This window comes from Kineococcus sp. TRM81007 (assembly GCF_022669155.1).
In the GTDB taxonomy this organism is placed as follows: Bacteria; Actinomycetota; Actinomycetes; order Actinomycetales; family Kineococcaceae; genus Kineococcus.
On sequence record NZ_JALBVB010000056.1, the window covers coordinates 590,355 to 615,937 of the forward strand.

The following is a 25,583-nucleotide window of genomic DNA, read 5'->3' on the forward strand; positions in this document are numbered from 1 at the left end:
GCGGGGCCCTCTCGCGTCCGGCTCAGACCGAGGCGAAGACCAGGCTGATGTTGTGGCCGCCGAAGCCGAAGGCGTTGTTCAGGCCCACCAGCCGGCCGGTGCCGTTCAACGGCCGGGCGTCCTTGCGCACCACGTCGAGGCTGACGTCCGGGTCCAGGTCGTCGACGTTGATGGTCGGCGGCGCCGTGCGCTCCTGCAGCGCCCGCACCGTCAGGATGCTCTCCACGGCACCGGCTGCGCCCAGGAGGTGGCCCGTCATCGACTTCGTCGCCGAGACCGCGACGCCGTCCACGGCGTCGCCCAGGGCCAGGCGCAGGCCCTTGTCCTCGGCGACGTCGCCGGCCGGGGTCGACGTGGCGTGGGCGTTGACGTGGTGCAGGTCCGCCGGGGTCAGGTCCGCCGACCGCAGCGCGTCGCGCACGGCCCGGGCGACACCGGCGCCCTCCGGCTCCGGGGCGGCCACGTGGTGGGCGTCCGCGGACAGCCCCGCGCTCAGCAGCTCGGCGTGGACGCGAGCGCCGCGGGCGCGGGCGTGCTCCTCGGACTCCAGCACGACGATGCCGGCGCCCTCACCCAGGACGAAGCCGTCGCGCTGGGTGTCGAAGGGGCGTGAAGCCCGCGCAGGGTCCTCGTTGCGCCGCGACAGGGCGTGCATGGCCGCGAAGGAGGCGATGGGCAGCGGGTGGATGGCCGCCTCGGTGCCGCCGGCGATGACGATGTCGGCGCGCCCGGTGCGGATCATGTCGGCGCCGTAGGCCAGCGCCTCCGCGCCCGAGGCGCAGGCGCTGACCGGGGTGTGGGCGCCGGCGCGGGCGGTGAACTCCAGGCTGATCGCCGCGGTCGGGCCGTTGCCCATGAGCATCGGCACCGTCAGGGGCAGGACGCGGCGGGCGCCCTTCTCCCGCAGCGTGTCGTAGGCCGTCAGCAGGGTCCAGATGCCGCCGATCCCGGTGGCGACCACCGACGCGAGCCGCAGCGGGTCCACCTCGGGGGTGCCGGCGTCCGCCCACGCCTCGCGGGCGGCGATCACGGCGAACTGCTGGGAGGGGTCCAGCCGCTTGATCTCGCGGCGCTCCAGGACGTCCTCGGCCGGGACGGCGGCCTGGGCGCCGAACGTCACGGGCAGGTCGTACTCCTGGGTCCAGGAGGCGCTGAACGGCCGTGCGCCGGACCGGCCGGCGAGCGCGCCCTCCCACGTGGAACGGACGTCCCCGCCGAGCGGTGTCGTCGCTCCCATCCCGGTGACGACGACGCGGCGAGCGGTCGCGGTCATGGTCGGTCAACTCCTTCTCGAGCGGTGACGGCTGTGGTGCCGGGCCGGCCCGCTGCGTGCGGGCCGGCCTCGCGGCGGTGCAGGCTGCTCAGCCCTGGGCCTGGGAGATGTAGGCGACGGCGTCGCCCACGGTCCGCAGGTTCTTCACGTCCTCGTCGGGGATGCGCACGCCGAACTTCTCCTCGGCGTTCACCACGATCGTCATCATCGACAGCGAGTCGATGTCGAGGTCGTCGGTGAAGGACTTGTCGGCCTGCACGCTGTCGGTGGGCAGGCCCGTCTCCTCGTTCACGATCTCGGCGAGACCGCTGAGGATCTCCTGCTCACTGGCCATGCGTAGCTCCTTCGGTGGGGGTGACCGGGGGGCCGGTCACCTCGTCGGCCTGGTGCGCGCCTCGCGCCCAGGGGTCTGGGACCGGGCGGGGACACCGCCCGGGACGGCTCACGGCAGGCGGACGACCTGCGCGGCGTAGGACAGGCCCGCGCCGTAGCCGATGAGCAGCGCCAGGCCGCCCGAGGGGGCGTGCCCGTCGGCCATGGCGCGCTCCATCGCCAGCGGCACGCTGGCCGCGGAGGTGTTGCCCATGTCGACGATGTCGCGGGCCACGTGCACCGACTCCGGCAGCTTGAGCTGCTTGACCATCGCGTCGATGATGCGCGCGTTCGCCTGGTGCGGCACGAAGACGTCGATGTCCTCCGCCCGCACGCCGGCGGCGTCGAGGGCGCGCTGCGCGACGGGGGCCATCTGCCACACCGCCCAGCGGAAGACGGACTGCCCCTGCTGCTCCAGGTAGGGCCACTTGACCGGCTCCTGGGCGGCGGCCTCCGCGGCGATCGGGTCGGCCATGGCGGCGGCGTGCGAGGAGCGCAGCTCCAGCCAGGAGAACTTCGAGCGGATGGCGTCGGCCTGGGCGCCGTCCGAGCCCCACACGGTGGGGCCGATGCCCACCTCGTCGGAGGCGCCGACCACGGCCGCGCCCGCGCCGTCGGCGAACAGGAACGCCGTGGAGCGGTCGTGCTTGTCCGTGAAGTCGGAGAGCTTGTCGACGCCCACCACGAGCACGTTGCCCGCGGTGCCGCCGCGCACGAGGTCCCCGGCCAGGGCGATGCCGTGGCAGAAGCCCGCGCACCCGGCGGAGATGTCGAACGCCGCGGCGGGGGTGGCGCCGAGGCGGTCGGCCAGCACCGCGGCGGCGGCCGGCGTCTGGTACGGGTAGGAGACGGTCGCCAGGACCACCGCGTCGACGTCGGAGCCGGTCAGGCCCGCGGCGGCCAGCGCCTTGGCGGCGGCGTCCTCGGACATCTCGACCACGCCGACGTCCTCCGCCGCCCAGCGGCGGGTGCGGATGCCGGTGCGCTGCTGGATCCACTCGTCGGAGGAGTCGATCCAGGTGCACACCTCCTCGTTGTCGATGACGCGCGGCGGGCGGTGCGCGCCGACGCCGAGGATCCGCGCGTGGCGGGCGGCGGGGGACTTGATGCTGGTCACTGGACGTCTCCTGCGCCGGACGTCGCGACCGGGGTCGCGCCGTGCTCGGCGATCATGGTGCGGGCCCGCTCGAGGTCGGCGGGCGTCTTCAGGGCGAGGACGTCGATCCCCTTCAGCTGGCGCTTGGCGAGGTTCACCAGCGTGCCCGCGGGCGCCAGCTCGATCAGCGCGGTGACGCCGAGGCGCCGGAACGACTCGGTGCACAGGTCCCAGCGCACCGGGCGGCCGACCTGCGCCACCAGGCGGCGCAGCAGCTCACCGCCGTCGGTGACGAGCTCGCCGTCGGCGTTGGCGGCCAGCGGCACGCTCGCCGTGCCCGGCTCCAGGCCGGCGGCCAGCTGGCCCAGGGTGCCGGCGGCGGGGGCCATGTGCTCGGTGTGGAAGGCGCCGGCGACCTGCAGCGGCACGACGCGCGCCTTCGCGGGCGGCTGGTCCGCCAGGGCGGCCAGGGCGCCCAGCTCGCCGGCGGCCACGACCTGCCCGCCGCCGTTGTCGTTGGCGGCCGTCAGCCCCAGGCGCTCCAGCGCGGCGGCGACCTCGGCGGGGTCGCCGCCCAGGACGGCGCTCATGCCGGTGGGCCGCACGGCCGCGGCGGCGGCCATGGCGCGACCGCGCTCGCGCACGAGCACCAGGGCCTGCTCCGGGGTCAGGGCCCCGGCGGCGGCCGCCGCGGTCAGCTCGCCGACGGAGTGGCCGGCGACGGCGCCGGCGACGCGTGCCAGCTCGGCGGGGCCCGCGACCAGCTCGCGCAGCGCCACCAGGCCCGCGGCGACGATCAGCGGCTGGGCCACCGCGGTGTCGCGCAGGGTCTCGGCGTCGGAGACGGTGCCGTGCGCCACGAGGTCGTCGCCGACGACGGCGGAGGCCCAGCGCAGGCGGTCGGCCACGCCGGGCAGCTCCAGCCAGGGGGCCAGGAAGCCCGGCGACTGCGAGCCCTGACCGGGGAAGACGAAGACGAGCACCCGATGAGACTGCCCCGTGCCGCCTGGTGTTCACGGTCACGACGCTCACGGACTTTACCCGCACACGTTGTGGGAAACCTACAAACCGTGCGGGGCCCCGTGCGAGCCGGGCACGGTGGGTGAGGGTCCGTCACCGCCTTCACGGGGTGTCGCGCCCGGCTTCCCGGCCACCCGGGGGAGCGGCCTGGGCCAGCCGCCCCAGCGCCAGCGCGACCTGCAGCACGAACCGTTCGCGGGGCTCGTTGGGCGTCCAGCCGCACACCTCCCCCACCCGGCGCAGCCGGTAGCGCACGGTGTTGGCGTGGACGAACAGCGAGCGCGCGCACGCCTCCAGCGACCCGCCGGAGTCCAGGTAGGCGGCCAGCGTCTCCAGCAGCGCCCCGCCCGCCCCGGCCAGCGGCACGTAGGCGCGGTCCACCAGCGCCCGGCGCGCCGTCGCGTCGCCCGACAGCGCACGCTCCGGCAGCAGGTCGTCCGCCTCCACCGGCCGCGGCGCGCGCGGCCACGCCCGCGCCGCCACCACCCCGGCCAGCGCCGCGCGCGCCGAGCGCGCCGCCACCGGCAGCGAGGGGACCGTGGGGCCCACCACGACCGGCCCCGGCCCGAACTCGGCGGCCGCCAGCGCCTCCGCCGTCGCGCGGACGTCCGCCACCCCGGACAGGACGACGACCAGGCGGTCGCCCTGCACCCCCACCAGGGCCTCCCCGCCGGCCGCCCGCGCCGCCTTGCGCACCCGCGGCACCACCCCGCCGGGAGCCTGCTCGCCCGCCGCGCCGATGACGACGGCCGTGGGGGCGTCCATCGTCCAGCCCAGCGCCGCCGCGCGGGAGGCGATGGTGTCCTCCCCGTCACCGCGCAGCACGGCGTCCACCACCAGGGCCTCCAGCCGCGCGTCCCAGGCGCCGCGCGACTCCGCGGCCCGCGCGTACACGGCGGCCGCCGCGAAGGCCACCTCCCGCGAGTAGCGCAGCAGCGCCTCCCGGGCGCGCACCTGCTCACCCGGTCGCGCGTCGCCCACGACCGCGTCCAGGCCCTCCTCCACGACCGTGATGGCGGTGCGCACCAGCTCCACGGTCTGCTGCAGCGTCACCGAGCGCATCAGCTCGCGCGGCGCCGTGCTGAAGACCGCGGTGGCCGCCAGCACCGCCGGCTCCGGCTCGGTCAGCCAGCGCACGAAGTCCGTGAACCCCGCCTGCGCCACCAGCCCCACCCAGGAGCGCTCGTCCGGTGGCAGCGCCGCGTACCAGGGCAGGGCGGCGTCCATGCGCGCCGCGATGGCCGAGGCGAACGTCCCCGCGGCCGCCTCCAGCCGGCGCACCGTCTCCTCGGACAGCTCGGCGGGGGGCTGGGGCACGTGCGCGAGCGTACGGCGACGGGCCGCCCCGAGGCCGCTGGGCTAGGGTTCGAGGACGGCGCCCTCTGCCCGCACCGGCACCGCCGGCCCCGGTGGCCGGCACCGCACACCCGCCGGGACCCGCCGCGGGGACCGACGAGGACGCCGGGGAGGGACGCATGGGACTGCTCGACCGCTGGCGCCGACGCCCCGCGGAAGCCGAGAGGACGGGTGAGGCCGGCCGCCGCCGGCGCCGCCGCCCGGCCCCGGCCGCCCCCGTGGGGGAGACCGCGCTGCGCGAGACCCTGCACGACGACCCGAACGACGAGACGGCCTTCGACGCCCTGGCCGAGACCGTGCGCACCCGCGCCGCCGAGGCCCACGTGGCGGACCACCCCGCCGAGGGCCACGAGGCCGAGGACGCCCGCCGCGCCGCCGACAACGCGGTGTGGGCCCTGGCCGAGGAGCTGGCGCAGAGCCCCAAGGCGTGGCGCCCGCTGCTGGTGATGGGACGGCTGTCCCTGCAGGACGACCGCGAGGCCGCCCTGCGGCGCCTGGGCATCGCCGCCGAGCGCGACTCCTCCGGCACCGCCCTCGCGCAGGCGCTCGGGATCCTGCGCGAGGGCGGCATGAACGACGAGGCGCTGAGCCTGGGCGTGGGCCACTGGCGACCGCGCGAGCACGACGTGGAGGCCGGCCGGCACCTGGTGGCCGCCGCCATCGACTCCGGCCGCCTGGCCGAGGCGCGCCGGCACCTCAAGGCGCTGGGGGAGCACCCCGACCAGGGGCGCGTGGCCCCGCTGCGCGCCGAGCTGGAGGACGCCATCGCCAGGGCCGACCGCTCGCGGCACTGACGACGGCCGCCCCGCTGCGCACGCACGAGGGCCCCGCACCGCGAGCTCGCGGTGCGGGGCCCTCGTCGTGGCGGGGCGGGGTCAGCTCTCCCCGCCGGCGCTGCCGCTGCGGCCGGCGCGCACGTCGTGCAGGCGGTACTTCTCGATGGCCTGGCCGGGTGCGCGCCAGTCCACCTCCCCGCGACGGGCGAGCACCTCGAGGGCGCGCACCGCCACCGACGGGCCGTCGATGTGGTAGTACCGGCGCGCGGCGGCGCGGGTGTCGGAGATGCCGAACCCGTCGGCGCCCAGCGAGTCGAACTCGCCCGGCACCCACTGCCGGATCTGGTCCGGCACCGCGCGCATCCAGTCGCTGACCGCGACCACGGGACCGGGCGCGTCCTTCAGCTTCTGCGTCACGTACGGCACCCGCGACTCGTCACCGGGGTTGAGGAAGGCGTGCTCGTCGCACGCCAGACCGTCGCGGCGCAGCTCGTTCCAGCTCGTCACCGACCACACGTCGGCCACCACGCCGAAGTCGTCCTTCAGCAGCTGCTGCGCCTCCAGCGCCCACGGCACCCCGACGCCGGAGGCCAGCAGCTGGGTGCGCGGTCCGTCGCCCTCGCCGACGGACACGCGGTGCAGGCCGCGCAGGATGCCCTCGACGTCCACGTCCGCCGGCTCGGCCGGCTGGACCATCGGCTCGTTGTAGACCGTCAGGTAGTACATGACGTTCTCGGGGCTCTCGCCGTACATGCGGCGCAGGCCGTCCTTGACGATGTGCCCGATCTCGTACGCGTACGCCGGGTCGTAGGAGACGACCGCCGGGTTCGTGGAGGCCAGCAGCAGCGAGTGCCCGTCGCCGTGCTGCAGGCCCTCGCCCGCCAGCGTGGTGCGGCCCGCGGTGGCGCCGACGAGGAAGCCGCGGGTCATCGTGTCGGCCGCGGCCCACAGGTTGTCGCCGGTGCGCTGGAAGCCGAACATCGAGTAGAAGATGTAGATCGGCACCATCGGCTCGCCGTGGGTGGCGTAGGAGGAGCCGGCGGCGGTGAACGCCGAGACGGAACCGCTCTCGTTGATGCCGACGTGCAGGATCTGACCCTGCTCGGACTCCTTGTACGCCAGCATCAGCTCGCGGTCGACCGACGTGTAGTTCTGCCCGTGGGGGTTGTAGATCTTGATCGTCGGGAACAGCGAGTCCATGCCGAAGGTGCGGGCCTCGTCGGGGATGATCGGCACGACGCGCTTGCCGAACTCCTTGTCGCGCATGAGGTCCTTCAGCAGCCGGACGAACGCCATCGTGGTGGCGATCTCCTGCTTGCCCGAGCCCCTGGCCGCGACCTTGTAGGCGTCGTCGGCGGGCAGGTGCATCGGGGCGTGCTGCACGCGGCGCTGCGGCACCGGACCGCCGAGGTCGGCGCGGCGCTTGTGCAGGTACTGGATCGCCTCGTCGCCGTCGCCCGGGTGGTAGTACGGCGGGTGGTACGGGTCCTTCTCCAGCTGCTCGTCGCTGATCGGGATGCGCAGCGAGTCGCGCAGGAGCTTGAGGTCCTCCAGCGTGAGCTTCTTCATCTGGTGGGTCGCGTTGCGGCCCGCGAAGTGCGGCCCCAGGCCGTAGCCCTTGATGGTCTTGGCGAGGATCACCGTCGGCTGGCCGGTGTGCTGGGTCGCCGCGCGGTAGGCCGCGTACACCTTGCGGTAGTCGTGGCCACCGCGCTTGAGCGACCAGATCTCGTCGTCGCTCATGCCGGCGACCAGCTTGGCGGTGCGCTCGTCGCGGCCGAAGAAGTTCTCGCGCACGTAGGCGCCGTTCTCCGCCTTGAACGTCTGGTAGTCCCCGTCGGGGGTGGCGTTCATCAGGTTCACCAGGGCGCCCTGGCCGTCGGCGGCCAGCAGCGAGTCCCACTCGCGCCCCCACAGGACCTTGATGACGTTCCAGCCCGCGCCGCGGAAGAACGCCTCCAGCTCCTGCACGATCTTGCCGTTGCCGCGCACCGGCCCGTCCAGCCGCTGCAGGTTGCAGTTGACGACGAACGTGAGGTTGTCGAGCTCGTCGTTCGCGGCGACGTGCGCCAGCCCGCGCGACTCCGGCTCGTCCATCTCGCCGTCGCCCAGGAACGCCCACACGTGCTGCTGGGAGGTGTCCTTGATGCCGCGGTGGTGCAGGTACTTGTTGAACTGCGCCTGGTAGATCGCGTTGGCCGGGCCCAGGCCCATCGAGACCGTGGGGAACTCCCAGAAGTCCGGCATCAGCCGCGGGTGCGGGTACGACGGCAGCCCGTTCGGCGCCGCGGAGGCCTCCTGGCGGAACCCGTCGAGCTGCTCGGTGCTCAGCCGGCCCTCGAGGAAGGCGCGGGCGTACACGCCGGGGGAGGCGTGGCCCTGGATGAACACCTGGTCGCCGCCGCCGGCGTGGTCCTTGCCGCGGAAGAAGTGGTTGAAGCCGACCTCGTACAGGGTGGCGGAGGAGGCGTAGGTGGAGATGTGCCCGCCAACCCCGATGCCGGGCTGCTGCGCCCGGTGCACCATGACCGCCGCGTTCCAGCGGATCCAGGCGCGGTAGCGGCGCTCGGTCTCCTCGTCACCGGGGAACCAGGGCTCCTGCTCCGGCCCGATGGTGTTGATGTAGTCGGTCGCGGTGAGGCTGGGGACCCCCACCTGCTGCTCGCGCGCCCGCTGCAGCAGCTGCAGCATGAGGTAGCGGGCGCGCGTCTTGCCGCGCTCGCCGACGACCGCGTCGAGGGACGCGAGCCACTCCGCGGTCTCCTCGGGGTCGATGTCGGGCAGCTGGCTGGGCAGCCCGTTGAGGATGGGGCCGAGCCCCGCGGGGCCGTTCCCCGCGTCGTCGCGTCTGGCCACGGTGGTGGTCCTCCCGCTGTCGTCCGTCGGCCCGCGGTCAGCGGGCACGGGCCCAGGCTATTCCGCCACCCCGACGGTCGGCGCACCCGGGAGGCGTCGCACCCCCGCGTGCGCGGGCGCGCGCAGCCGGTGACCGCCCGCGTACACGTTCGCGGTGGGCGGGCGCAGGAAGCCCACGAGCGTCATGCCCGCCTCCCGGGCCAGCGAGACCGCCAGCGAGGACGGTGCGGAGACCGCCGCGAGCACCGGCACGCCCGCCACGGCGGCCTTCTGCACCAGCTCGAACGAGGCCCTCCCGCTGACGACCAGCACGCGCCCCCGCAGCGGCACGGCGCCGGAGCGCAGCGCCCACCCCACGACCTTGTCGACCGCGTTGTGCCGCCCGACGTCCTCGCGCAGGCACAGCAGCTCGCCGTCGGCGGTGAACAGGCCGGCCGCGTGCAGCCCGCCGGTGCGGTCGAAGGCCGACTGGTGCGCGCGCAGCGCCCCCGGCAGCTCCGCCAGCACCGCCGGGTCCAGGAGCACCCCGTCGTCGTGCAGGGGGGCGGGCACCCGCGCCAGCACCTCCTGAACGCTGGCCGACCCGCACACCCCGCACGCCGACGTGGTGGTGAACGGGCGGGCGGTGCGGCGCCCGGCGAGCCTGCTGCCGGGCCGGGGGGTGACCTGGGCCACGTTGTACGTCGGCTGCCCGTCCTCGCCCAGGTCGGTGCAGTGCCGCAGCGCCACCACGTCCCCGGCGCCCGCGAGCAGCCCCTCGGCGTGCAGGAACCCCATCACCAGGTCCACGTCGTGGCCGGGGGTGCGCATCGTCACCGCCAGCTGCTCGCCGGCCACCTCGATCTGCAGCGGCTCCTCCACCGCGAGCGTGTCCACCCGGGTGCCGGGCGCCGCGCCCGGGCGCAGGTCCAGCCGCTCGGTGCGCGTGCGCGTCGTGACCCGTCCCACGGCGCCAGGTTCCCACGAGGGGCGCCGCCGCGCCCGCGAGGAGCCCGCGAGGAGGCCGCGAGGAGCCCGGGAGGGGGCGGCCGCGGGGAGGTCACGCGACGGTCACGTGATCGCCGTGTGCGCGGTGCCGCCTTGCGCGCGGGGCACCGGGTGGGCTGGACTAGGCGGTCACGGAGCACCAGACGATCCCCGGCAGCGGGGCAGAGGGAAGGCAGGACAGAACGTGGGCGCCACCGCGGACCCTGCCGCCGACACGGCGGCAGTGGCCAAGCTGGGCTTCAAGCCCGGCCAGATCGTGCAGGAGTTCGGCTGGGACGAGCAGGTCGACGAGGAATTCCGGACCGCCGTCGAGGAGCTGGTCGGCGGTGAGATCCTCGACGAGGACGCCGACGAGGTCGCCGACGTCGTCCTGTGCTGGTACCGCGACGGCGACGGTGACCTCGTGGACGCGCTCGTCGACGCGATCACCAACCTCGCCGACGGCGGCATCGTGTGGCTGCTGACGCCGAAGAAGGGCCGCACCGGGCACGTGCCCGCCGCGGAGATCGACGAGGCCGCCCCCACCGCGGGGCTGCACGCCACCTCCAGCGTCAGCGCCAGCGGCAACTGGGCCGGCACCCGCATGACCACGCCGAAGAGCGGCCGCCGCTGAGCGCGCCGGAGCGGGCCACCGCGACCCCCGGCACCTTCCCCGTGCCCGGGGCGCTGGTGCGCGACCAGCACGGCGAGGCCCTGCGGCTGTCCGAGCTGTGGTCGCAGGGGCCCGCGCTGCTGGTGCTGGTGCCGGCCGCGTTCTCCACGCACTGCACCGCGGAGCTCGGGGCGCTGGCCCACGACGTCGACCGCTTCGACGACGCCGGCGTGCAGCTCGCCGCCCTCTCGTGCGACCCCGTGCCGGCTCTGCGGGCCTGGGCCGAGGAACGGCGCTACCCGTTCCCGCTGCTGTCCGACTTCTGGCCGCACGGGGCCGTCTCGCGCGCCCTGGGCGCCTTCGACGAGGAGCTGGGCACGAGCCGCCGCCTGTCGCTGCTCGTGCAGGACGGCCGGGTGCGCTGGAGCCTGCGCAGCCCGGTGGACCGGCCCCGCTCACCGGCCGTCCACGAGGAGGTCCTGGACGTCCTCCGCGGTCCCGGCTGATCCCGCCGGTCAGGCACTACCGTGGACGCGACCGGCCCCGAGCCGGTGCGGGCCCGTAGCTCAGCTGGTAGAGCACCGCGCTTACACCGCGGCCGTCGTCGGTTCGAACCCGGCCGGGCCCACTCGCCGCTAGGGTGCGGCCGTGGCGACGACGACCCCCGTGCAGGAGCAGCCGCCCGGCCCGAGCGCCCCCACCCTCGCCGAGGTGCTGGAGGTCCTGGAGGCCATGCACCCGGCGCGGTGGGCCCAGCCGTGGGACGCGGTCGGGCTGGTCTGCGGCGACCCCGCCCGCACGGTGCGCCGCGTGCTGCTGGCCGTCGACCCCGTCGACGCCGTCGTGGACGAGGCCCTGGCCGCCGGCGCCGACCTGCTGCTCGTGCACCACCCGCTGCTGCTGCGGCCCGTGACCTCCGTGGCCGCCACCACGGCCAAGGGGAGCGTCGTGCACCGCCTCGTGGAGGCCGGCTGCGCCCTGCACGTGGCCCACACCAACGCCGACGCCGCCGCGCCCGGCGTCTCCGACGCCCTGGCCCGCGTCCTCGACCTGGACGGGCTGGTCCCGCTCGAACCCCTGGCGTCGGAGCCGGGCCGCCCCGAGCTGGGCATCGGCCGCGTCGGCGACCTGCCCGCCCCGGAGCGCCTGGCCGACTTCGCCGACCGGGTCGCGCAGGCCCTGCCGGCCACCGAGCAGGGCGTGCGGGTGGCCGGCGACCCCGACGCGCTCGTGCGGCGCGTCGCCGTGTGCGGCGGGTCCGGCGACAGCCTGTTCGACCGGGTCCGCGCCTCCGGCGCGGACGTGTTCGTCACCGCGGACCTGCGGCACCACCCGGCCTCGGAGGCCAGGGAGAGCGCCGCGTTCGCCGGTGCCGCCGGCGCTGCGGGCACCCCCCACCTGGTCGACGTGGCCCACTGGGCCAGCGAGTGGCCGTGGCTGGCCGGTTGCGCCGACCGCCTGGTGACGGGGCTGGCCGCGCGCGGCCGTACGGTGGACGCCCACGTGTCCACCACGCGCACCGACCCCTGGGTGCTGCGCGTCCCCAGTCGAGGAGAGTGACCCGGCGGATGCCCAAGGCCCCGGCGATCGACCAGCAGAAGCTGCTGGACCTGCAGGCCGTCGACATCCGGCTGGCGCAGCTCGCCCACCGGCGCGCCACCGTGCCCGAGCAGGCCGAGCTGGACTCCCTGCTCGCCGAGCGCCGCCGCGTCGGCGACGTGCTCGTGGCCGCCCGCGCCCTGGTGAGCGACGCCGAGCGCGCCGTCGCCAAGAGCGAGGCCGACGTGGCCCAGGTGCGCGACCGCGCCGCCCGCAACACCGCCCGGCTGAACGCGGGCAGCGGCAGCGCCAAGGACCTGCAGGGGCTGCAGCACGAGCTGGAGTCCCTGGCCCGCCGCCAGTCCGTCCTGGAGGACGCCGAGCTGGAGGCCATGGAGAAGCTGGAGCAGGCGCAGTTCGCGGCCGCCGAGCTGGCCACCACCGACGGTGAGCTCGCCGAGCAGGTCGAGGACGTCACCCGCCGGCGCGACGCCGTCCTGGCGGAGGTCGCCACCGAGGAGCGTGCCGTCCTGGCCCGCCGCGAGGCCATCGCCACCGGCGTCGACGCCGAGCTGCTGCGGCTGTACGAGGTCACGCGCGCGCCGCGCGGGGGCGTGGGCGCTGCGCTGCTGCGCGGCCGGCGCTGCGAGGGCTGCCGGCTCGAGCTGAACGCCTCCGACCTGGGGGCGGTGCGCGCCGCCGCGGCCGACGAGGTGGTCTTCTGCGAGGAGTGCGGGCGCATCCTCGTGCGCACCGCCGAGTCCGGTCTGTGAGCGCTCGCCTGCTGCGCGTCGAGGCCGACGGGGGCTCGCGCGGCAATCCCGGCCCCGCCGGGTACGGGGCGCTCGTCAAGGACGCCGCCACCGGTGAGGTGCTGGCTGAGGTCGCCGAGTCCATCGGCCGCGCCACCAACAACGTCGCGGAGTACCGCGGGCTGCTGGCCGGCCTGCGCGCCGCCGCCGAGATCGACCCGAGCGCGCGCGTGGAGGTCCGCATGGACTCCAAGCTCGTCGTCGAGCAGATGTCCGGGCGCTGGCAGGTCAAGCACGCCGACATGCGCCGCCTGGCGGAGGAGGCGCGCGCCGTCCTGCCCGCCGACCGGGTCGACTACGGCTGGATCCCGCGCGCGCAGAACTCCCACGCCGACCGCCTCGCGAACGAGGCGATGGACGCCGCGGCCGCCGGGCGGCCCTGGCAGCGCAGCACCGGGGGCCCCGCGGCGGCCGCCGGCCCCGCACCCGCCGGTCCCGCCGCCCCCGCCGGTTCCGCGCCCGCCGCGGGGGAGCCGCTGGAGCTCGTGCTCGTGCGGCACGCCTCCACGCCCCTGACCGAGCAGCGCCGCCTGTCCGGCCGCCACGGGGAGGACCCGGAGCTGTCCGAGGCGGGCCGCGAGGAGGCGCGGCGGGTGGCGCGGTGCGCCGAGGTGCGCGGTGCGGACGTCGTCGTCTCCTCCACCCTGCGCCGCTGCCGGCAGACCGCCGAGGTGATCGCGGAGCACGTCGGCGCCCCGGTCCTGCTGGACCCGCAGTGGGACGAGACCGACTTCGGGGACTGGGACGGCTGCACCACCGCGGAGGTCGTCAGGCGCTGGCCCGCGGAGTTCGCGGCCTGGTCGGCCGACCCCGCGGTGGCGCCACCCGGCGGGGAGCCCCTGGTGGCGGTGGAGCGCCGCGTGCGCGACGCCGCGTCCGCGCTGCGCGCCCGCTGGGCCGGCAAGCGCGTCGTGCTCGTCACCCACGGCGACCCGCTGCGGGCGCTGCTGCGCGAGTGCCTGGGGTGCGGGGCCGGTGCGCAGCGCCGCATCCGCGTCGACCCCGGCTCGCGCACGCTGCTTCGCCTGCACGGCGACGGCTCCAGCGAGGTCGTGGCGGTCAACCGGGTCTGACCGGCGGTGCGGGTGGGTGCGCCGGCGGCGGCGCAGGAGGGGGTGGTGGAGGGGGCTGGACCGGCCCCTCCACCACCCCGCGCTGGCCTCAGTCGAACAGGCGCTCACCGTTCGCGGTGAGCCACCAGTTCTCCACCGCGAAGTCGGCCGGGTCGATCGTCCCGGTCTCCTGCGCGTGGTCGATGAGCAGCTGACGGATCTCCGCCTGCTCGTCGTACACGATCGGCGCCTCGGCGATGTGCGGGAACTGCCCGCCGCCGGAGCGCCGGTAGTTGTTGACCGCGACGACGAACTGCTGGTCGTCGGCGACGGGCGCGCCGTCCAGGGTCAGCGACGCCACGCGCGAGCCGGCCGGCTGCGACAGGTCCAGCTCGTACTCCACACCCGCGAGCTGGTCGAGGTTGTAGTCGGGGACCTCGCCGGACGCGAGCGACTCCGGGTCCGCGGGGTTCCCCGGCGGGACGCTGGCGTAGTACTCGGCGGACTTCTCCAGGTAGTCGCGCACCTGCGCACCCGTCATGCGCACGGCCTGCAGGGTGTTGTCGTACACGTACAGCCCGGCCACGTCCTTGACGGTGACCTCGCCCCGCGGGAAGACCGCGGTGCGGCTGAACGGCGCGGCGATGGACAGCACCGGCAGGTCCGCGTCGGGTGTGCCGGCGATCGCCGCGCGCACCGTGTCGGTCTGCACCCGCTGGATGAAGTCGATGAGCGGGGTGTCCCGCCAGCGCGACTCGGTGGCCGGCAGCTCCTCGGTGGAGGTGGCGACGACCTGGTTGACGTAGTCGACGGTCTTGCGGTGCTCCTCGGCGACCACCTCGACGATCTCGGGGTCCTCGGGGACGTCGGCGGCCCGGACCTCCTGCACGTCGGCCCCGGCGAGGGAGTACTCGCCCTTCGTCCTGCGCAGCTCCAGCTGGCTGACGGTCACCGAGGCGCCCCAGCGGTACGGCTGGGTGACGAGGACGCGCTTGCCGGGGGTGGCGGTGGAGTCCACCCACGCCTCGGGCAGGTCCTGGTGACTGTGCCCGGCGACGACGACGTCCACGCCGGCCACCTCGGCGGCGACGCGGTCCGTGACGTTCTCCGCCGGCAGCTCCTCCTCGCTGTAGGAGGACTCCCCGGAGCGGCCGGAGTGCGAGAGCACGACCACCAGGTCGGCGCCGGCGGCCTTCATCCGCGGCACCTCCCGCTGCGCGGTGGCCACCACGTCCTCGAAGGTGAGCTGCCCCTCGACGTTCTGCTTGTCCCACACGGCCGAGCCGGGGGTGGTCAGGCCCAGGATGCCGACCTTCACGGGCTTGCCGCCGCCGGTGGGCTCCACGTCCCGCAGCACCCACGGCCGCAGGTACGGGGTGCCGGTGCGGTCGTCGACCACGTTGGCCCCGAGCAGCGGGGCGTCCAGGTCGAGGCGGTACTTCGCCAGGGTGTCCAGGCCGTAGTTGAACTCGTGGTTGCCGACGACCTGGGCGTCGATGCCGATGGCGTCGTAGGCCTGCGCCACCGGGTGCTCGACGCCGGTGGCGGTCACCGGCTCCTGGCGCGCGTAGTAGTAGGTCAGCGGGGTGCCCTGGATGGCGTCGCCGTTGTCGACCACGAGGGTGGAGTCGGCGCCGCGCTCTGCGCGCACGCGGTCCACGGCGGTGGACACGCGCGCCAGGCCCAGGCCCTGCCCCGCGGCGTACGGAGCGCCGGCGAAGTAGTCCCAGTCCAGGACGTGGCCGTGCACGTCCGTCATGGACACCAGGGTGATGGAGGGCGGGACGGGGGCCGCGGAAGCGGCGCCCGCGCCCGTGGTGGCGCCGAGGCCGACCAGCAGGCCGGTGGCGCTGAGGGCGGCGGCCGCGCGGGTGCGGCCGCGGCGCCCGGAGGTGGGGGGAAGCTGCATGGGCCCACTCCACCGTCCCCGGGTGTCGAGCAGGTGACGCGCAGGTGTCACACCGGTCACGGCAGCCCCCTGCGTCACGGCGCTTCCACCTCCAGGGTCCACGTCGCCCCGCGCTGCGCCGGCTCCAGCAGCTTCGCGCCGAACGCCTCCACGGTCGCGTCCAGCAGCGCGGCGGGGCTGCGCGGCGGACGGCCCGGACGGGTCAGCAGGTGCCGGGCCAGCAGGCCGCGGGTGTGCTTGGCGGCGTGCGAGACGACCTTCCCGTCCCGCAGCACCCGCACCGCGACGGTGCGCTCGGCCGCCGCCGCGTCCGGCACCCACGCGGCGGCGTACGCCGCCGAGCGGCAGTCCACGACCACGCCCGACGGCTCCAGCGCCTGCTGCAGGTGCGGGCGCCAGAACGCCGCCAGCGGCCCCACCCCGGGCAGGTCGGTGCCCATCGACAGCCGGTAGCCGGGCACCCGGTCGCGCGGTCGCAGCACCCCCCACAGCGCGGAGACCACCAGCACCCGCCGCGCGGCGGCCGCCGGCAGCGACGGCAGGTCCAGGGCGTCGAACAGCACACCGGTGTAGACGCGCGCCGCGGGCGCGGCGGGCCGGGTGCGCAGCGTCGTGTTCGCGCGCACCACGTCGGCCAGGCTCGCCCCGGCCCCCAGCAGCGCCGGTGCGTCGGGCCGCGCCGAGACCTCCACCAGGGCGTCCAGGACCCGCTCGCGCGCCGCCGTCAGCTCCGGAGCCGTCAGCGCCTCCGGTCGCACGGGGGCGCCGCGCGCCGGCCCCGCCCACTTCGACTCCGACGGGGGCAGCAGCACGAGCACGAGGGGGCAGCTTAGGGGCGCTACCCTGGTCGTGGACGAGTCGGCCGGGCGGTCGCGTCGGCCCGGGAGACCGGGCTGCCGAGGAAAGTCCGGACTCCACAGGGCAGGGTGGTGGGTAACGCCCACCCGGGGTGACCCGCGGGACAGTGCCACAGAAAGCAGACCGCCTCCCCGGCGCGAGCCGGGGCGGTAAGGGTGAAACGGTGGTGCAAGAGACCACCAGCGCACCGGGTGACCGGTGCGGCTCGGCAAACCCCACCCGGAGCAAGACCAGACAGGCAGCGTTCGAGGGCGGCCCGCCCGAGCTGCCGGGTAGGTCGCTGGAGGCGCGCGGTGACGCGCGTCCTAGAGGGATGGCCGCCGCCCGCGGCGGGTCGCGAGACCCGCCGCGGGGCACAGGATCCGGCTTACAGGCCGGCTCGTCCGCCCCCGGTCCCGCTCACAGCGAGCCCAGGGACCAGCCCGCCACCTCGCTGATGCGCCCGCGCCACAGCAGGCCCTCCGCGATGCGCTGCGTGCCGTCGATCTGCGCGCCGGCCAGGTGCAGGAAGTCGTGGTGCACCGGCTCACCGGCGGTGCGCTGGCGGTCCACCGCGCGGAACAGGCGCTGGACGTCCTCGCCGACCTGCCGGCCCCCGCCCCCGCCCCGCGCGGCGCGCTCCACGAACTGCTGCAGCCAGCGGTCCCGGCCGATGAGCGTCCCGGAGACGACCTGCCCCCCCGCGAAGAGGGTGATGTCCAGGACCATGCCGTGGTCCGCCATGGCGGCCAGCCGTTCCAGGACGGCGTCGCCGCCGATGTCGAGGATCTCCTGCACGTCGTGATCGTCGGGCACGCGCTCAGCCTAGGCCGTCGTCCGCGGGCGCGGTGTCGCGGTGGGTGCGCCACACCTGCCGCAGCCGCGGGTTCCCCGGCTCCGGGGAGTCGCCGCACACCACCTCGTGCAGCAGCCGGGCACCCACCTGGCCGGGGTCGTCCCCGGCCGGCTCGGCACGCCCGTCGCGCACCCGCCAGCGGTCCTGCACCGGCACGGCCGTCGCCAGCACCGCCTCCTTCGCCAGGCGCACCACCTCGCCGTCGGCGCGCCGGTAGACGTGCACCACCCCCGGGCAGCGCGGGCAGTCCTCCTCGGTGAACGGCCGGGCGGCGGCGATCCGGGCCACCCGCGCCAGGTGCCGCAGCACCTCGGGGGAGTGCTGCCCCAGCGTGGGCGGCAGGCCGGCACCGCCGGCCGGCTCGGGGTCCGGCTCGGGCTCGGGCTCGGGCACCGCCGAGAAGCGCGCGGTGCACCGGGCGCACACGCGCACGCGCACCCCGAGGCGCTCCTGCACGCCGACGTCCTCCGTGCCGCCGCAGAACGCGCAGGGGCCGGCGGGGTCGGGCTCCACCACGGCCCGCGGCGCCGGGGCGTCGTCCTCGCTCACGGCGTCAGCGTGCCAGCCCGTCCCGACAGCACCGCACCCGCGTCAGCCGCGCAGCGCGGGGACGACCTCGCGCTCGAACAGCTCGACGCCGCTGGTGTCGGTGGCCGCCTCGGGGAAGTACAGGATCGGGTACGTCATGCCCGCGTCGACGACCGGCTTGAGCTTCTCCACGATCTGCTCGGGCGTGCCCACCCCCGGCAGGTGCGGGGCGACCGAGCCCATCTCGCGCTCGGCGGCCTCGGCGCCGACGTGCCGCTCCAGCACCGCGCGCCGCGCGGCGAGCCGCTCGGCGACCTCCGCCTCGTCCCGGCCGATCGCGATGTTGTAGTTGGCGCTGCGCACGATCGAGCCGAAGTCGGTGCCCACCTCGCGGCAGTGCTCCCGGAGCACCCGCGACTTGTGCGTGAACCCCTCCAGCGTGCCGTCGAAGTTCGTGTACCGCGCGTACCTCGCCGCGGTGCGCAGCGTCTTGCGCTCCCCGCCGCCGGCGATCCACAGCGGGATGCCGCCCTCCTGCAGCGGCAGCGGCCGCACGATCGCCCCGTCGGTGGTGTAGTGCTCCCCGGCGAACGTGGACACGCCCTCGGTCCACGCCTGCCGCATGATCTGCACCCCCTCGTCCAGGCGGGCGAGGCGCTCGCCGGCGGACGGGAAGCCGTAGCCGTAGGCGAGCCACTCGTGCTCGTACCAGCCGGCTCCGATGCCCATCTCCACGCGCCCGCCCGAGACCACGTCGACCGTCGCGGCGACCTTCGCCAGGTACGCCGGGTTCCGGTAGCTCATGCACGTGCACATCTGCCCCAGCCGGACGCGCTCCGTGGCCGCTGCGAAGGCCGCCATCAGCGTCCACGCCTCGTGGGTCGCCTCGTCGGTGGGCTCCGGGACCGTGTGGAAGTGGTCGAAGACCCAGATCGACTCCCACACGTCGCCGGCGTCGGCGCGCTGCGCCAGCGAGCGCATCGTCGCCCAGTGCTCGGCGGGGGCCACCCCCACCAGGTCGTGCTTCCAGCCCTGGGGCACGAAGAGTCCGAACCGCAGCGTCGCGTCGCTCATGGCGCGACCCTAGTGCCCCGGGCCACCGATCGGCCCGTGCCGCCCGGCGTCAGCCCCGGGCGCGGGAGGCCGCCAGCGAGGCCGCCCCGATGATGCCGGCGTCGTTGCGCAGCGCGGCCGGCACGACGGGGGTGCGCAGGTCCAGCAGCGGCAGGAACTTCTCGTGCTTCTTGCTGACGCCCCCGCCGACGACGATGAGGTCCGGCCACAGCAGGTCCTCCAGGTGCGAGTAGTACCGCTGCAGGCGCTTGGCCCACTGCGACCACGACAGGTCGTGGCGCTCGCGGGCCGAGTCGGCGGCCTTCTTCTCCGCGTCGTGCCCGCCGATCTCCAGGTGGCCCAGCTCGGTGTTCGGCACCAGGGTGCCGTCGACGATGAGCGCGCTGCCGATGCCGGTGCCCAGCGTGGTGACGACGACCACGCCCCTGACGCCCTTGGCGGCGCCGAAGGCCGCCTCGGCGTACCCCGCGGCGTCGGCGTCGTTGACCACGAGCACGGAGCGGCCCAGCGCGTCGGAGAACAGCGCCTCGGCGTCCGCGCCGATCCACGAGGGGTCGACGTTGGCGGCGGTGCGCGTGATGCCGTGCTGCACGACGGCGGGGAACGTGATGCCCACCGGCACGTCCGGGTCCGCCTCGAAGCCCGCCAGGACCTCGGCGACCACCGGCGCGACGGCACCCGGGGTCGCCGGCTGCGGGGTCGCCAGCCGGACGCGTTCGGCGGTGAACTCCCCGGCGGCCAGGTCCACCGGGGCGGCCTTGATGCCGGAACCGCCGATGTCGACGCCCAGGGCCCTGACCGGCCGGGCCGGGGCGGGGGTCTCGGGCAGGCCGCTGCTGGACTCCGTGGGGGTGCTCACGCGCCGAGCCTAGGGAAACGGCGCCGCCGCGTCTCGCGGACGCCCCGGGGAGGCGTCAGCGGGAGGCGCGCGGGGAGCCCTGCTTGGGCATGATCACCCACAGGACCAGGTAGGCGACCACCTGCGTGCCGGGCAGGACGAGGGACAGCAGGAACAGCAGTCGCACCAGGTTGGGGGACAGGCCGAAGCGGTGCGCGAGACCGGCGCACACGCCGGCGATCACCTTGCCGCGGGCGGGACGGACCAGGCCGTTCACGTCGAGCTCCTCTCGTCGGGTTCCGCCCCGCTCAACGCGCGCGGCCGCCCGCGGGTGCCCGGCTCAGGGCAGCGTCAGGACCTCCGCGCCGGTGTCGGTGACCACGATCGTGTGCTCGAACTGGGCCGTGCGCCGGCGGTCCTTCGTCACCACCGTCCAGCCGTCCTCCCACATGTCCCACTCGTGGGTGCCCAGGGTGAGCATCGGCTCGATGGTGAAGACCATCCCCGGCTCCATGACCGTCGCGTGCTCGGGTGCGGCGTCGTAGTGCGGCACGACGAGGCCGGAGTGGAACGCCGGCCCCACGCCGTGGCCGGTGAAGTCGCGCACCACGCCGTAGCCGAAGCGCTTGGCGTAGGCCTCGATGACGCGGCCGATCACGTTGATCGCCCGGCCGGGGGCGACGGCCTTGATGCCGCGCCGGGTGGCCTCGCGGGTGCGCTCCACGAGCAGCCGGGACTCCTCGTCGACCTCGCCGCACAGGTAGGTGGCGTTGTTGTCGCCGTGCACGCCGTCCAGGTACGCGGTGACGTCCAGGTTCACGATGTCGCCGTCGCGCAGCACCGTGGAGTCCGGGATGCCGTGGCAGATGACCTCGTTGACGCTGGAGCACAGCGACTTGGGGAAGTTCCGGTACCCCAGCGTCGAGGGGTAGGCGCCGTGGTCGCAGAGGAACTCGTGGCAGACCCGGTCCAGCTCGTCGGTGGTGACGCCCGGCGCGATGCGCTTCGCGGCCTCCTCCATCGCCCGCGCCGCCAGCCGGCCGGCGCGCCGCACGCGCTCCACCGTCTCGGGGTCCAGCACGTGCGGGCCGGTGTACGGGGTGGGCGCGGGCTGGTCCACGTACTCCGGCCGCGGGATCGACGCCGGCACCGGCCGGCGCGGGCCCACCGTCCCGGGGACGAGGTCGCCGAGGGGCGCGGTGCTGCCGGGGGCGGTGGTGCCGGTGCTCATGCCCCGAGTCTAGGTCGGGTGCGCCCGCGGTCCGCAGGGGCGAGGATGGTGCCGTGAGCGCAGGACCGTACTTCTACGACACGCGCACCGGCGAGGTGCACGACGCCGAGCACCGCGGCCCCGGCAAGTACCTCATGGGCCCCTACGCCACGCGCGAGGAGGCGGCGCGCGCACCCGAGCTGGCACGTGCGCGCACCGAGGCGCAGGACCGCCGGGACGAGGAGGAGGACGACTGGTGACCCACCTCCCGCCGCCGCGTCCCCACCGCCGGGTGCACGGGCGGGTCCGTCGTGGGGTGGATGCCGGGGGCACCCGACCGCGGGCAGGATCGTTGTGCCGGTGCGGCTCCTAGGATGAGCCGCGCGTGGTGGCAGTCGAGGACGAGGGGAACCGCCTGATGTCGGAGTCGCTGGACCTGAGCAAGCCGCTGACGCCGCCCGCGGCGCCGGCGCCGGCCGCGAGCGACCTGAACCTGACGCCCCCGGCCCCGGTGCCCGTCGTCGCCGACGAGCAGGCCGAGAGCATGATCCCGCTGGACGAGTCCACGCGCGCCGAGCTGACCCGCAAGGCGCAGGCCTTCGTCGCGGACCTCGCCGAGCAGGACCCGCGCAGCCCGGCCTTCACCAAGCGCGTCGACGACATCACGCGCATGGGGGAGCAGGAGGTGCGCGCCTCGGCGCAGGTGTCCAACCGGATGCTCGAGCGCCCGGCGTCCTCGCTGGCCGGGGCGAAGGGGCAGAAGGCCTCCGGCCCGGGCGCGGACGCGCAGGTGAAGGTCGCCAACACGCTGCTGGACCTGCGCCGCACCGTGACCGACCTCGACCCCGGGCGCGCCGACCTCAAGGGCGCGAAGAAGATCCTCGGGATCATCCCGATGGGGAACAGGATCCAGCGCTACTTCGAGCGCTACCAGGACGCGCAGTCCCAGCTCGACGCCATCATCAAGGCCCTGGCCAGCGGTCAGGACGAGCTGCGCAAGGACAACGCCTCCATCGAGTCCGAGAAGCAGCACCTGTGGACCACGATGGGCAAGCTCACCGAGTACGCCACCCTCGCCAAGGCGCTGGACGAGGCCACGGTCGCCAAGGTCGAGGAGCTGCGGGTGACGAACCCGCAGGCCGCCGAGGCGCTCACGGCGGACGCGCTGTTCCCGATCCGCCAGCGCCACCAGGACCTGCTGACCCAGCTCGCCGTCAGCGTGCAGGGCTACCTGGCGCTCGACCTGGTGCGCAAGAACAACATCGAGCTCATCAAGGGCGTGGACCGCGCGCAGACCACCACGGTCGCCGCGCTGCGCACCGCCGTCGTCGTCGCGCAGGCCCTGGCCAACCAGCGGCTCGTGCTGGACCAGATCAACGCCCTGAACACGACGACGAACAACATGATCCTGTCGACGTCGGAGATGCTGAAGCAGCAGACCTCGCAGATCCACCAGCAGGCCGCCTCCGCCACCGTGGACGTCGCCACGCTGCAGAAGGCGTTCGACAACGTCTTCGCCACCATGGACGCCATCGACACCTTCAAGCAGCGGGCGGTGGAGAGCATGGCCACCACCGTCGACGCCCTGGAGGGGCAGGTGCACCGCTCCCGCTCGTACCTGGAGCGGGCGCGCAACGGCGAGGGCGACGGCTCCGGCCCGGCGCTGCCGGGGCGGTGAGCGACGTGGCCGAGCGCGCACCGCGAGCCCTGCGGGCCCGCGCCCGCAGCGGTGACGTCGTGGTGCGCCGGCACGGCGGGCCGGCGCAGGCGCCGCCGGAGGTCGTCTCCCGCCGTCTGCGCAGCCGCACCTGGCGCGCGGCGAACTCGTGGTGGCTGGCGATCCCCGCGGCGGGGCTGCCGTGGCTGGCGTTCCTCTACATGGGCCTGCGCGGGCGCCGGCCGCAGTGGGTGCTGGCGGCGATGGGCTACCTGCTCGCCGCGGGTGGCGCGGCGACGCTCGTCGCGATGGACGGACTGCTGCTCGGCGTGCTCGGGTGGCTCCTGGTCGTCGGGACCTGGGGGACGGGGCTGGTGCACTCGATCATGGCGAACTCCCGATGGCTGCGCATCAAGGCCGCCTTCGCCGGTGAGCACGCGGCGCTGGAGCAGGCGCCGCCCGCCCCGGTCGAGCCGCCGCCGCCGGCGGACCCCGTGCAGGAGCTGCGAGCGCGGCAGCGCCAGACGGTGCAGCGGGCCAACCGCGCCGGTGGCCGCCTGCCCGACGGGGCCGTACCCGCGGTGCGCGACCTGGACGACGTGCTGCGCCCGGTGCTGGAGCACGTGGCCCGCCGTGGCGCCCAGGTCGAGGAGCTGCACAACCTCGAGGCCATCGTCACCGAGTACCTGCCCGGTGCCCTGGACCGCTACCTGGAGCTGCCGGAGGACTACGCGCTGAACCACCGCGGACCCTCGGGGGCCACGCCCGCCGAGGAGCTGCTCAACCAGCTCGGACTGCTGCTGGAGGGCGCCCGCGAACTGCAGCAGGCGGTGCACGACCACGACGCGCGCCTGCTGCACGAGCAGGGCCGCTTCCTCGACGCGAAGTTCCGCCGCTCGGACCTGGACCTGTAGGAGGCGTCGTGGGGGTCGACCTGGGCAAGGGCGGGGCGCAGCCCCCCGAGCAGCCGCGCGAGGGCGCCGCACCCGGTGCCACCGGTGCCCCGCCGGGGGCGGGCGCCGCCGTCCCCGTCCGCTCGACGCCCCCACCGGCGCCGTTCCGGCCGCGGCCGCCCTCCCCGTCACCGCTGCCCGCCCTGCCGGGGAAGCGGCGCGGGAAGGGCCCGGACGGTGCGCACGCCGCCTGCCGGGACGAGGACGAGGCCGAGGCCCGGGAGCTGGAGGCCCTCGGCGTCGACGAGTCCCGCCTCACCCCGCTGGGTGCCACGCTGCCGAAGGTGGGGTTCGTCCCGGACCCCGTCCTGCAGGCCGTCCGCTTCGGCTGGATGGGGTTGTGGATCACCCTCTTCGCCGTCAGCTGGGCACCCCTCGCCATGGTGGTGATGTTCGCCTGGATCGGCGCCAACGCCGCCTACGAGGGGCACAAGAAGGAGCTGCGCCGCCGGCGCAAGCGGGAGATGCGCGCCCTGCGCGACGAGATGGCCGCCGGGCGCGGCCCGATGCCGCTCGCCGGGCCCCCGCGCCCGCCGTGCCGGCCGGGCCGGCCGGTCCAGCCCCCCGTGCCGCCGCGGCCGTTCCCCGAGCGCCGCGTCCCGGACGCCGTGCCGCCCGTCTCCGACGCCGAGCGCGCCCTCATCGCCACCGTGCACCGCGTCGACACCAGCGGCCGCTTCGAGCGGGCCGACGTCGCCCTCGTGCACGAGGTCGCCGAGCTGCTCGGACCGCTGCTGCTGCGGGTGGCCGAGCGCGGCGCGGACCCGCGGGTGCGCCACGACCTGGAGACGCTGGCCGCCGAGCACCTGCCCCGCACCGTCGAGGACTACCTGGCCCTGCCCGCGGACTACGCCCGCGAGCACCGCACCCCCGCGGGCACCACGCCCGCCGAGGAGCTGCGCAAGCAGCTGCACCTGCTCCTGGAGGGCGGCCGCCGGCTGCGCGACGCCGTGCACGACGCCGACGTGGAGCGCCAGCAGCAGCAGAGCCGCTTCCTGGAGGCGAAGTTCCGCCGCAGCGAGCTGGACCTGTGACCCCGGCCGACGGGTGCCGGGGCGGGGACGGGAGGAGCCGGACGTGACGCTCGACGTGCAACTGGTCGGCACGACCACGCAGATGGCCGTCGTCACCCTGCGGCCGGGGCAGGTGGTGTACGCCGAGGCGGGCAAGTTCCTGTTCTCCTCCGGCGACGTGACGATGGAGACGAAGCTGTCCGCCCCCGGCGAGAAGGGCGGCGAGGGCGGCCTCGGCGGCCTGCTGCGCGGTGCGGTCGGCGCGGGCAAGCGGGTGCTGGCGGGGGAGTCGTTCGCCTTCCAGCACTTCACCACCCCCGGCGGCGACGGGCTGCTGGGGCTGGCCGGCGTGCTGCCCGGCGAGATGCGCCACCTCGAGCTGGACGGCGCGACCACCTGGTTCGCCGAGAAGGACGCCTTCGTCGCCGCGGAGGCCGGGGTGCGCTTCGACATCGCCTTCTCCGGCGTGGGGCAGGGCCTCATGGGCGGCGAGGGCTTCGTCCTGGAGAGGTTCTCCGGGCGCGGCTCGCTGCTCATCGCCGGCGCCGGCGACTTCATCGACCTCAACCCCGCCGACTACGGCGGCACGGTGCGGGTCGACACCGGCTGCGTCGTCGCCTGGGACGACCGCATCCAGTACAGCGTGGAGAGCGTGGGCCGGCTGAACCGCCAGGGCGTCATGAGCGCCGTCTTCGGCGGCGAGGGCCTGACCCTGGCCACGCTGCGCGGCGACGGCCGCGTCATCCTGCAGTCCGTCACCATCGAGGGCTTCGCCAAGGCGCTCGCCAAGAACGCCGTCAAGCCCGACCAGCAGGGCCTGGGCGCCATCGGCGGGATGTTCTCCGGCTCGCGCGGCTGACCGCGGAACCACCACCGGACCCCGGCGGAACCCGCGCGCCCCCCGCGCGCGTTCACCCGGCGCGGGCAGCGCCCGCACCACGCAGGACCGAGCACGACACGAAGCACGACACGAAGCA

The 25,583-nt window shown here is 75.5% G+C and carries 26 protein-coding genes, 1 tRNA gene and 1 other RNA gene; 13 read left to right on the forward strand and 15 right to left on the reverse strand.

Annotation, left to right across the window (positions count from 1 at the left end):
* Positions 1–22 precede the first annotated feature (22 nt).
* From MN205_RS16920 to MN205_RS21295, 5 genes are all read right to left on the reverse strand, one after another.
* The gene (locus MN205_RS16920) at positions 23–1,273 is read right to left on the reverse strand and encodes a beta-ketoacyl synthase (RefSeq protein ID WP_242129408.1); all 1,251 of its coding nucleotides are present in this window, start codon (positions 1,271–1,273) and stop codon (positions 23–25) included.
* Positions 1,274–1,361: 88 nt separating this feature from the next.
* Positions 1,362–1,607 (reverse strand): acyl carrier protein, encoded by a 246-nt coding sequence (locus MN205_RS16925; RefSeq protein ID WP_166611561.1) that lies wholly within the window; start codon positions 1,605–1,607, stop codon positions 1,362–1,364.
* A gap of 108 nt (positions 1,608–1,715) precedes the next feature.
* A complete protein-coding gene (locus MN205_RS16930; protein ID WP_242129409.1) occupies positions 1,716–2,762 on the reverse strand; it encodes a beta-ketoacyl-ACP synthase III in 1,047 nt (348 codons plus the stop codon).
* Positions 2,759–3,724, reverse strand: coding sequence for an ACP S-malonyltransferase (locus MN205_RS16935; RefSeq protein ID WP_242129411.1), 966 nt, complete (start codon positions 3,722–3,724; stop codon positions 2,759–2,761). The genes MN205_RS16930 and MN205_RS16935 overlap by 4 nt, the downstream gene beginning before the upstream one ends.
* Before the next feature lie 139 nt (positions 3,725–3,863).
* On the reverse strand, positions 3,864–5,078 hold the full coding sequence (locus MN205_RS21295; RefSeq protein WP_242129413.1) for a CdaR family transcriptional regulator: 1,215 nt from the start codon (positions 5,076–5,078) through the stop codon (positions 3,864–3,866).
* A 158-nt stretch (positions 5,079–5,236) separates the two neighbouring features.
* Here MN205_RS21295 and MN205_RS16945 point away from each other — a divergent pair, with 158 nt between their 5' ends.
* Entirely contained in the window at positions 5,237–5,911 is a 675-nt protein-coding gene (locus tag MN205_RS16945; protein ID WP_242129415.1) for a hypothetical protein, read from the forward strand.
* Positions 5,912–5,992: 81 nt separating this feature from the next.
* On the opposite strand, the gene aceE is transcribed toward MN205_RS16945, so the two are convergent.
* Both aceE and fdhD read right to left on the reverse strand, forming a co-directional pair.
* On the reverse strand, positions 5,993–8,749 hold the full coding sequence (gene aceE / locus MN205_RS16950; protein ID WP_374115947.1) for a pyruvate dehydrogenase (acetyl-transferring), homodimeric type: 2,757 nt from the start codon (positions 8,747–8,749) through the stop codon (positions 5,993–5,995).
* Positions 8,750–8,806: 57 nt separating this feature from the next.
* Complete coding sequence (fdhD, locus tag MN205_RS16955) at positions 8,807–9,697, reverse strand: formate dehydrogenase accessory sulfurtransferase FdhD (RefSeq protein WP_242129417.1); 891 nt, start codon at positions 9,695–9,697, stop codon at positions 8,807–8,809.
* A gap of 223 nt (positions 9,698–9,920) precedes the next feature.
* Between fdhD and MN205_RS16960 the strand changes: the two genes are divergently transcribed.
* The 6 genes from MN205_RS16960 (at position 9,921) to MN205_RS16985 (ending at position 13,752) form a co-directional block, all read left to right on the forward strand.
* Positions 9,921–10,349, forward strand: a complete 429-nt coding sequence (locus MN205_RS16960; RefSeq protein WP_242129419.1) for a DUF3052 domain-containing protein — start codon at positions 9,921–9,923, stop codon at positions 10,347–10,349.
* Between the two features lie 41 nt (positions 10,350–10,390).
* A complete protein-coding gene (locus MN205_RS16965) occupies positions 10,391–10,834 on the forward strand; it encodes a redoxin domain-containing protein (protein ID WP_242129422.1) in 444 nt (147 codons plus the stop codon).
* 49 nt (positions 10,835–10,883) lie between these two features.
* Positions 10,884–10,956, forward strand: a tRNA-Val gene (locus tag MN205_RS16970).
* A gap of 20 nt (positions 10,957–10,976) precedes the next feature.
* The gene (locus MN205_RS16975; RefSeq protein ID WP_242129425.1) at positions 10,977–11,888 is read left to right on the forward strand and encodes a Nif3-like dinuclear metal center hexameric protein; all 912 of its coding nucleotides are present in this window, start codon (positions 10,977–10,979) and stop codon (positions 11,886–11,888) included.
* An 8-nt stretch (positions 11,889–11,896) separates the two neighbouring features.
* Entirely contained in the window at positions 11,897–12,640 is a 744-nt protein-coding gene (locus MN205_RS16980; RefSeq protein ID WP_242129427.1) for a zinc ribbon domain-containing protein, read from the forward strand.
* Positions 12,637–13,752: a bifunctional RNase H/acid phosphatase gene (locus tag MN205_RS16985; protein WP_242129430.1), complete on the forward strand. Its 1,116-nt coding sequence runs from the start codon at positions 12,637–12,639 to the stop codon at positions 13,750–13,752. The genes MN205_RS16980 and MN205_RS16985 overlap by 4 nt, the downstream gene beginning before the upstream one ends.
* Positions 13,753–13,840: 88 nt before the next feature.
* On the opposite strand, the gene MN205_RS16990 is transcribed toward MN205_RS16985, so the two are convergent.
* Together MN205_RS16990 and MN205_RS16995 are read right to left on the reverse strand one after the other, a co-directional pair.
* Positions 13,841–15,640: a bifunctional UDP-sugar hydrolase/5'-nucleotidase gene (locus MN205_RS16990; protein ID WP_242129432.1), complete on the reverse strand. Its 1,800-nt coding sequence runs from the start codon at positions 15,638–15,640 to the stop codon at positions 13,841–13,843.
* A gap of 74 nt (positions 15,641–15,714) precedes the next feature.
* Positions 15,715–16,458, reverse strand: coding sequence for a YaaA family protein (locus tag MN205_RS16995; protein WP_242129434.1), 744 nt, complete (start codon positions 16,456–16,458; stop codon positions 15,715–15,717).
* 36 nt (positions 16,459–16,494) lie between these two features.
* On the opposite strand from MN205_RS16995, the gene rnpB reads away from it, so the two are divergent.
* Positions 16,495–16,884, forward strand: an RNA gene (gene rnpB / locus MN205_RS17000) — RNase P RNA component class A.
* Positions 16,885–16,897: 13 nt separating this feature from the next.
* On the opposite strand, the gene MN205_RS17005 is transcribed toward rnpB, so the two are convergent.
* The 6 genes from MN205_RS17005 to map all read right to left on the reverse strand — a co-directional run bounded on the left by MN205_RS17005 (position 16,898) and on the right by map (position 21,004).
* On the reverse strand, positions 16,898–17,293 hold the full coding sequence (locus MN205_RS17005) for a hypothetical protein (RefSeq protein WP_242129436.1): 396 nt from the start codon (positions 17,291–17,293) through the stop codon (positions 16,898–16,900).
* Between the two features lie 4 nt (positions 17,294–17,297).
* Positions 17,298–17,882: a DUF6083 domain-containing protein gene (locus tag MN205_RS22055; RefSeq protein ID WP_242129438.1), complete on the reverse strand. Its 585-nt coding sequence runs from the start codon at positions 17,880–17,882 to the stop codon at positions 17,298–17,300.
* A gap of 42 nt (positions 17,883–17,924) precedes the next feature.
* On the reverse strand, positions 17,925–18,920 hold the full coding sequence (locus tag MN205_RS17015; protein ID WP_374115968.1) for an LLM class F420-dependent oxidoreductase: 996 nt from the start codon (positions 18,918–18,920) through the stop codon (positions 17,925–17,927).
* 64 nt (positions 18,921–18,984) lie between these two features.
* A complete protein-coding gene (gene ppgK / locus MN205_RS17020; protein WP_305037233.1) occupies positions 18,985–19,764 on the reverse strand; it encodes a polyphosphate--glucose phosphotransferase in 780 nt (259 codons plus the stop codon).
* Positions 19,765–19,849: 85 nt separating this feature from the next.
* On the reverse strand, positions 19,850–20,050 hold the full coding sequence (locus tag MN205_RS17025) for a PspC domain-containing protein (RefSeq protein WP_242129443.1): 201 nt from the start codon (positions 20,048–20,050) through the stop codon (positions 19,850–19,852).
* A gap of 63 nt (positions 20,051–20,113) precedes the next feature.
* Complete coding sequence (gene map / locus MN205_RS17030) at positions 20,114–21,004, reverse strand: type I methionyl aminopeptidase (RefSeq protein WP_242129445.1); 891 nt, start codon at positions 21,002–21,004, stop codon at positions 20,114–20,116.
* Positions 21,005–21,057: 53 nt separating this feature from the next.
* Here map and MN205_RS17035 point away from each other — a divergent pair, with 53 nt between their 5' ends.
* From MN205_RS17035 to MN205_RS17055, 5 genes are all read left to right on the forward strand, one after another.
* Positions 21,058–21,243, forward strand: coding sequence for a hypothetical protein (locus MN205_RS17035; RefSeq protein WP_242129447.1), 186 nt, complete (start codon positions 21,058–21,060; stop codon positions 21,241–21,243).
* Positions 21,244–21,401: 158 nt separating this feature from the next.
* On the forward strand, positions 21,402–22,661 hold the full coding sequence (locus tag MN205_RS17040) for a toxic anion resistance protein (protein ID WP_255820478.1): 1,260 nt from the start codon (positions 21,402–21,404) through the stop codon (positions 22,659–22,661).
* A 5-nt stretch (positions 22,662–22,666) separates the two neighbouring features.
* Positions 22,667–23,554, forward strand: a complete 888-nt coding sequence (locus tag MN205_RS17045) for a hypothetical protein (protein ID WP_242129451.1) — start codon at positions 22,667–22,669, stop codon at positions 23,552–23,554.
* 8 nt (positions 23,555–23,562) lie between these two features.
* Positions 23,563–24,627 (forward strand): hypothetical protein, encoded by a 1,065-nt coding sequence (locus MN205_RS17050; protein WP_242129453.1) that lies wholly within the window; start codon positions 23,563–23,565, stop codon positions 24,625–24,627.
* A gap of 43 nt (positions 24,628–24,670) precedes the next feature.
* Positions 24,671–25,465, forward strand: coding sequence for an AIM24 family protein (locus MN205_RS17055; RefSeq protein ID WP_242129455.1), 795 nt, complete (start codon positions 24,671–24,673; stop codon positions 25,463–25,465).
* The last annotated feature ends 118 nt before the right edge of the window (positions 25,466–25,583 follow it).

Excerpts from the sequence above, each read along its gene's own strand:
- MN205_RS16920 (WP_242129408.1), bottom strand. The coding sequence starts at position 1,273 with ATGACCGCGACCGCTCGCCGCGTCGTCGTCACCGGGATGGGAGCGACG.
- MN205_RS16925 (WP_166611561.1), bottom strand. The coding sequence starts at position 1,607 with ATGGCCAGTGAGCAGGAGATCCTCAGCGGTCTCGCCGAGATCGTGAAC.
- MN205_RS16945 (WP_242129415.1), top strand. The coding sequence starts at position 5,237 with ATGGGACTGCTCGACCGCTGGCGCCGACGCCCCGCGGAAGCCGAGAGG.
- MN205_RS16980 (WP_242129427.1), top strand. The coding sequence starts at position 11,897 with ATGCCCAAGGCCCCGGCGATCGACCAGCAGAAGCTGCTGGACCTGCAG.
- MN205_RS16990 (WP_242129432.1), bottom strand. The coding sequence starts at position 15,640 with ATGCAGCTTCCCCCCACCTCCGGGCGCCGCGGCCGCACCCGCGCGGCC.
- map (WP_242129445.1), bottom strand. The coding sequence starts at position 21,004 with ATGAGCACCGGCACCACCGCCCCCGGCAGCACCGCGCCCCTCGGCGAC.
- MN205_RS17040 (WP_255820478.1), top strand. The coding sequence starts at position 21,402 with ATGTCGGAGTCGCTGGACCTGAGCAAGCCGCTGACGCCGCCCGCGGCG.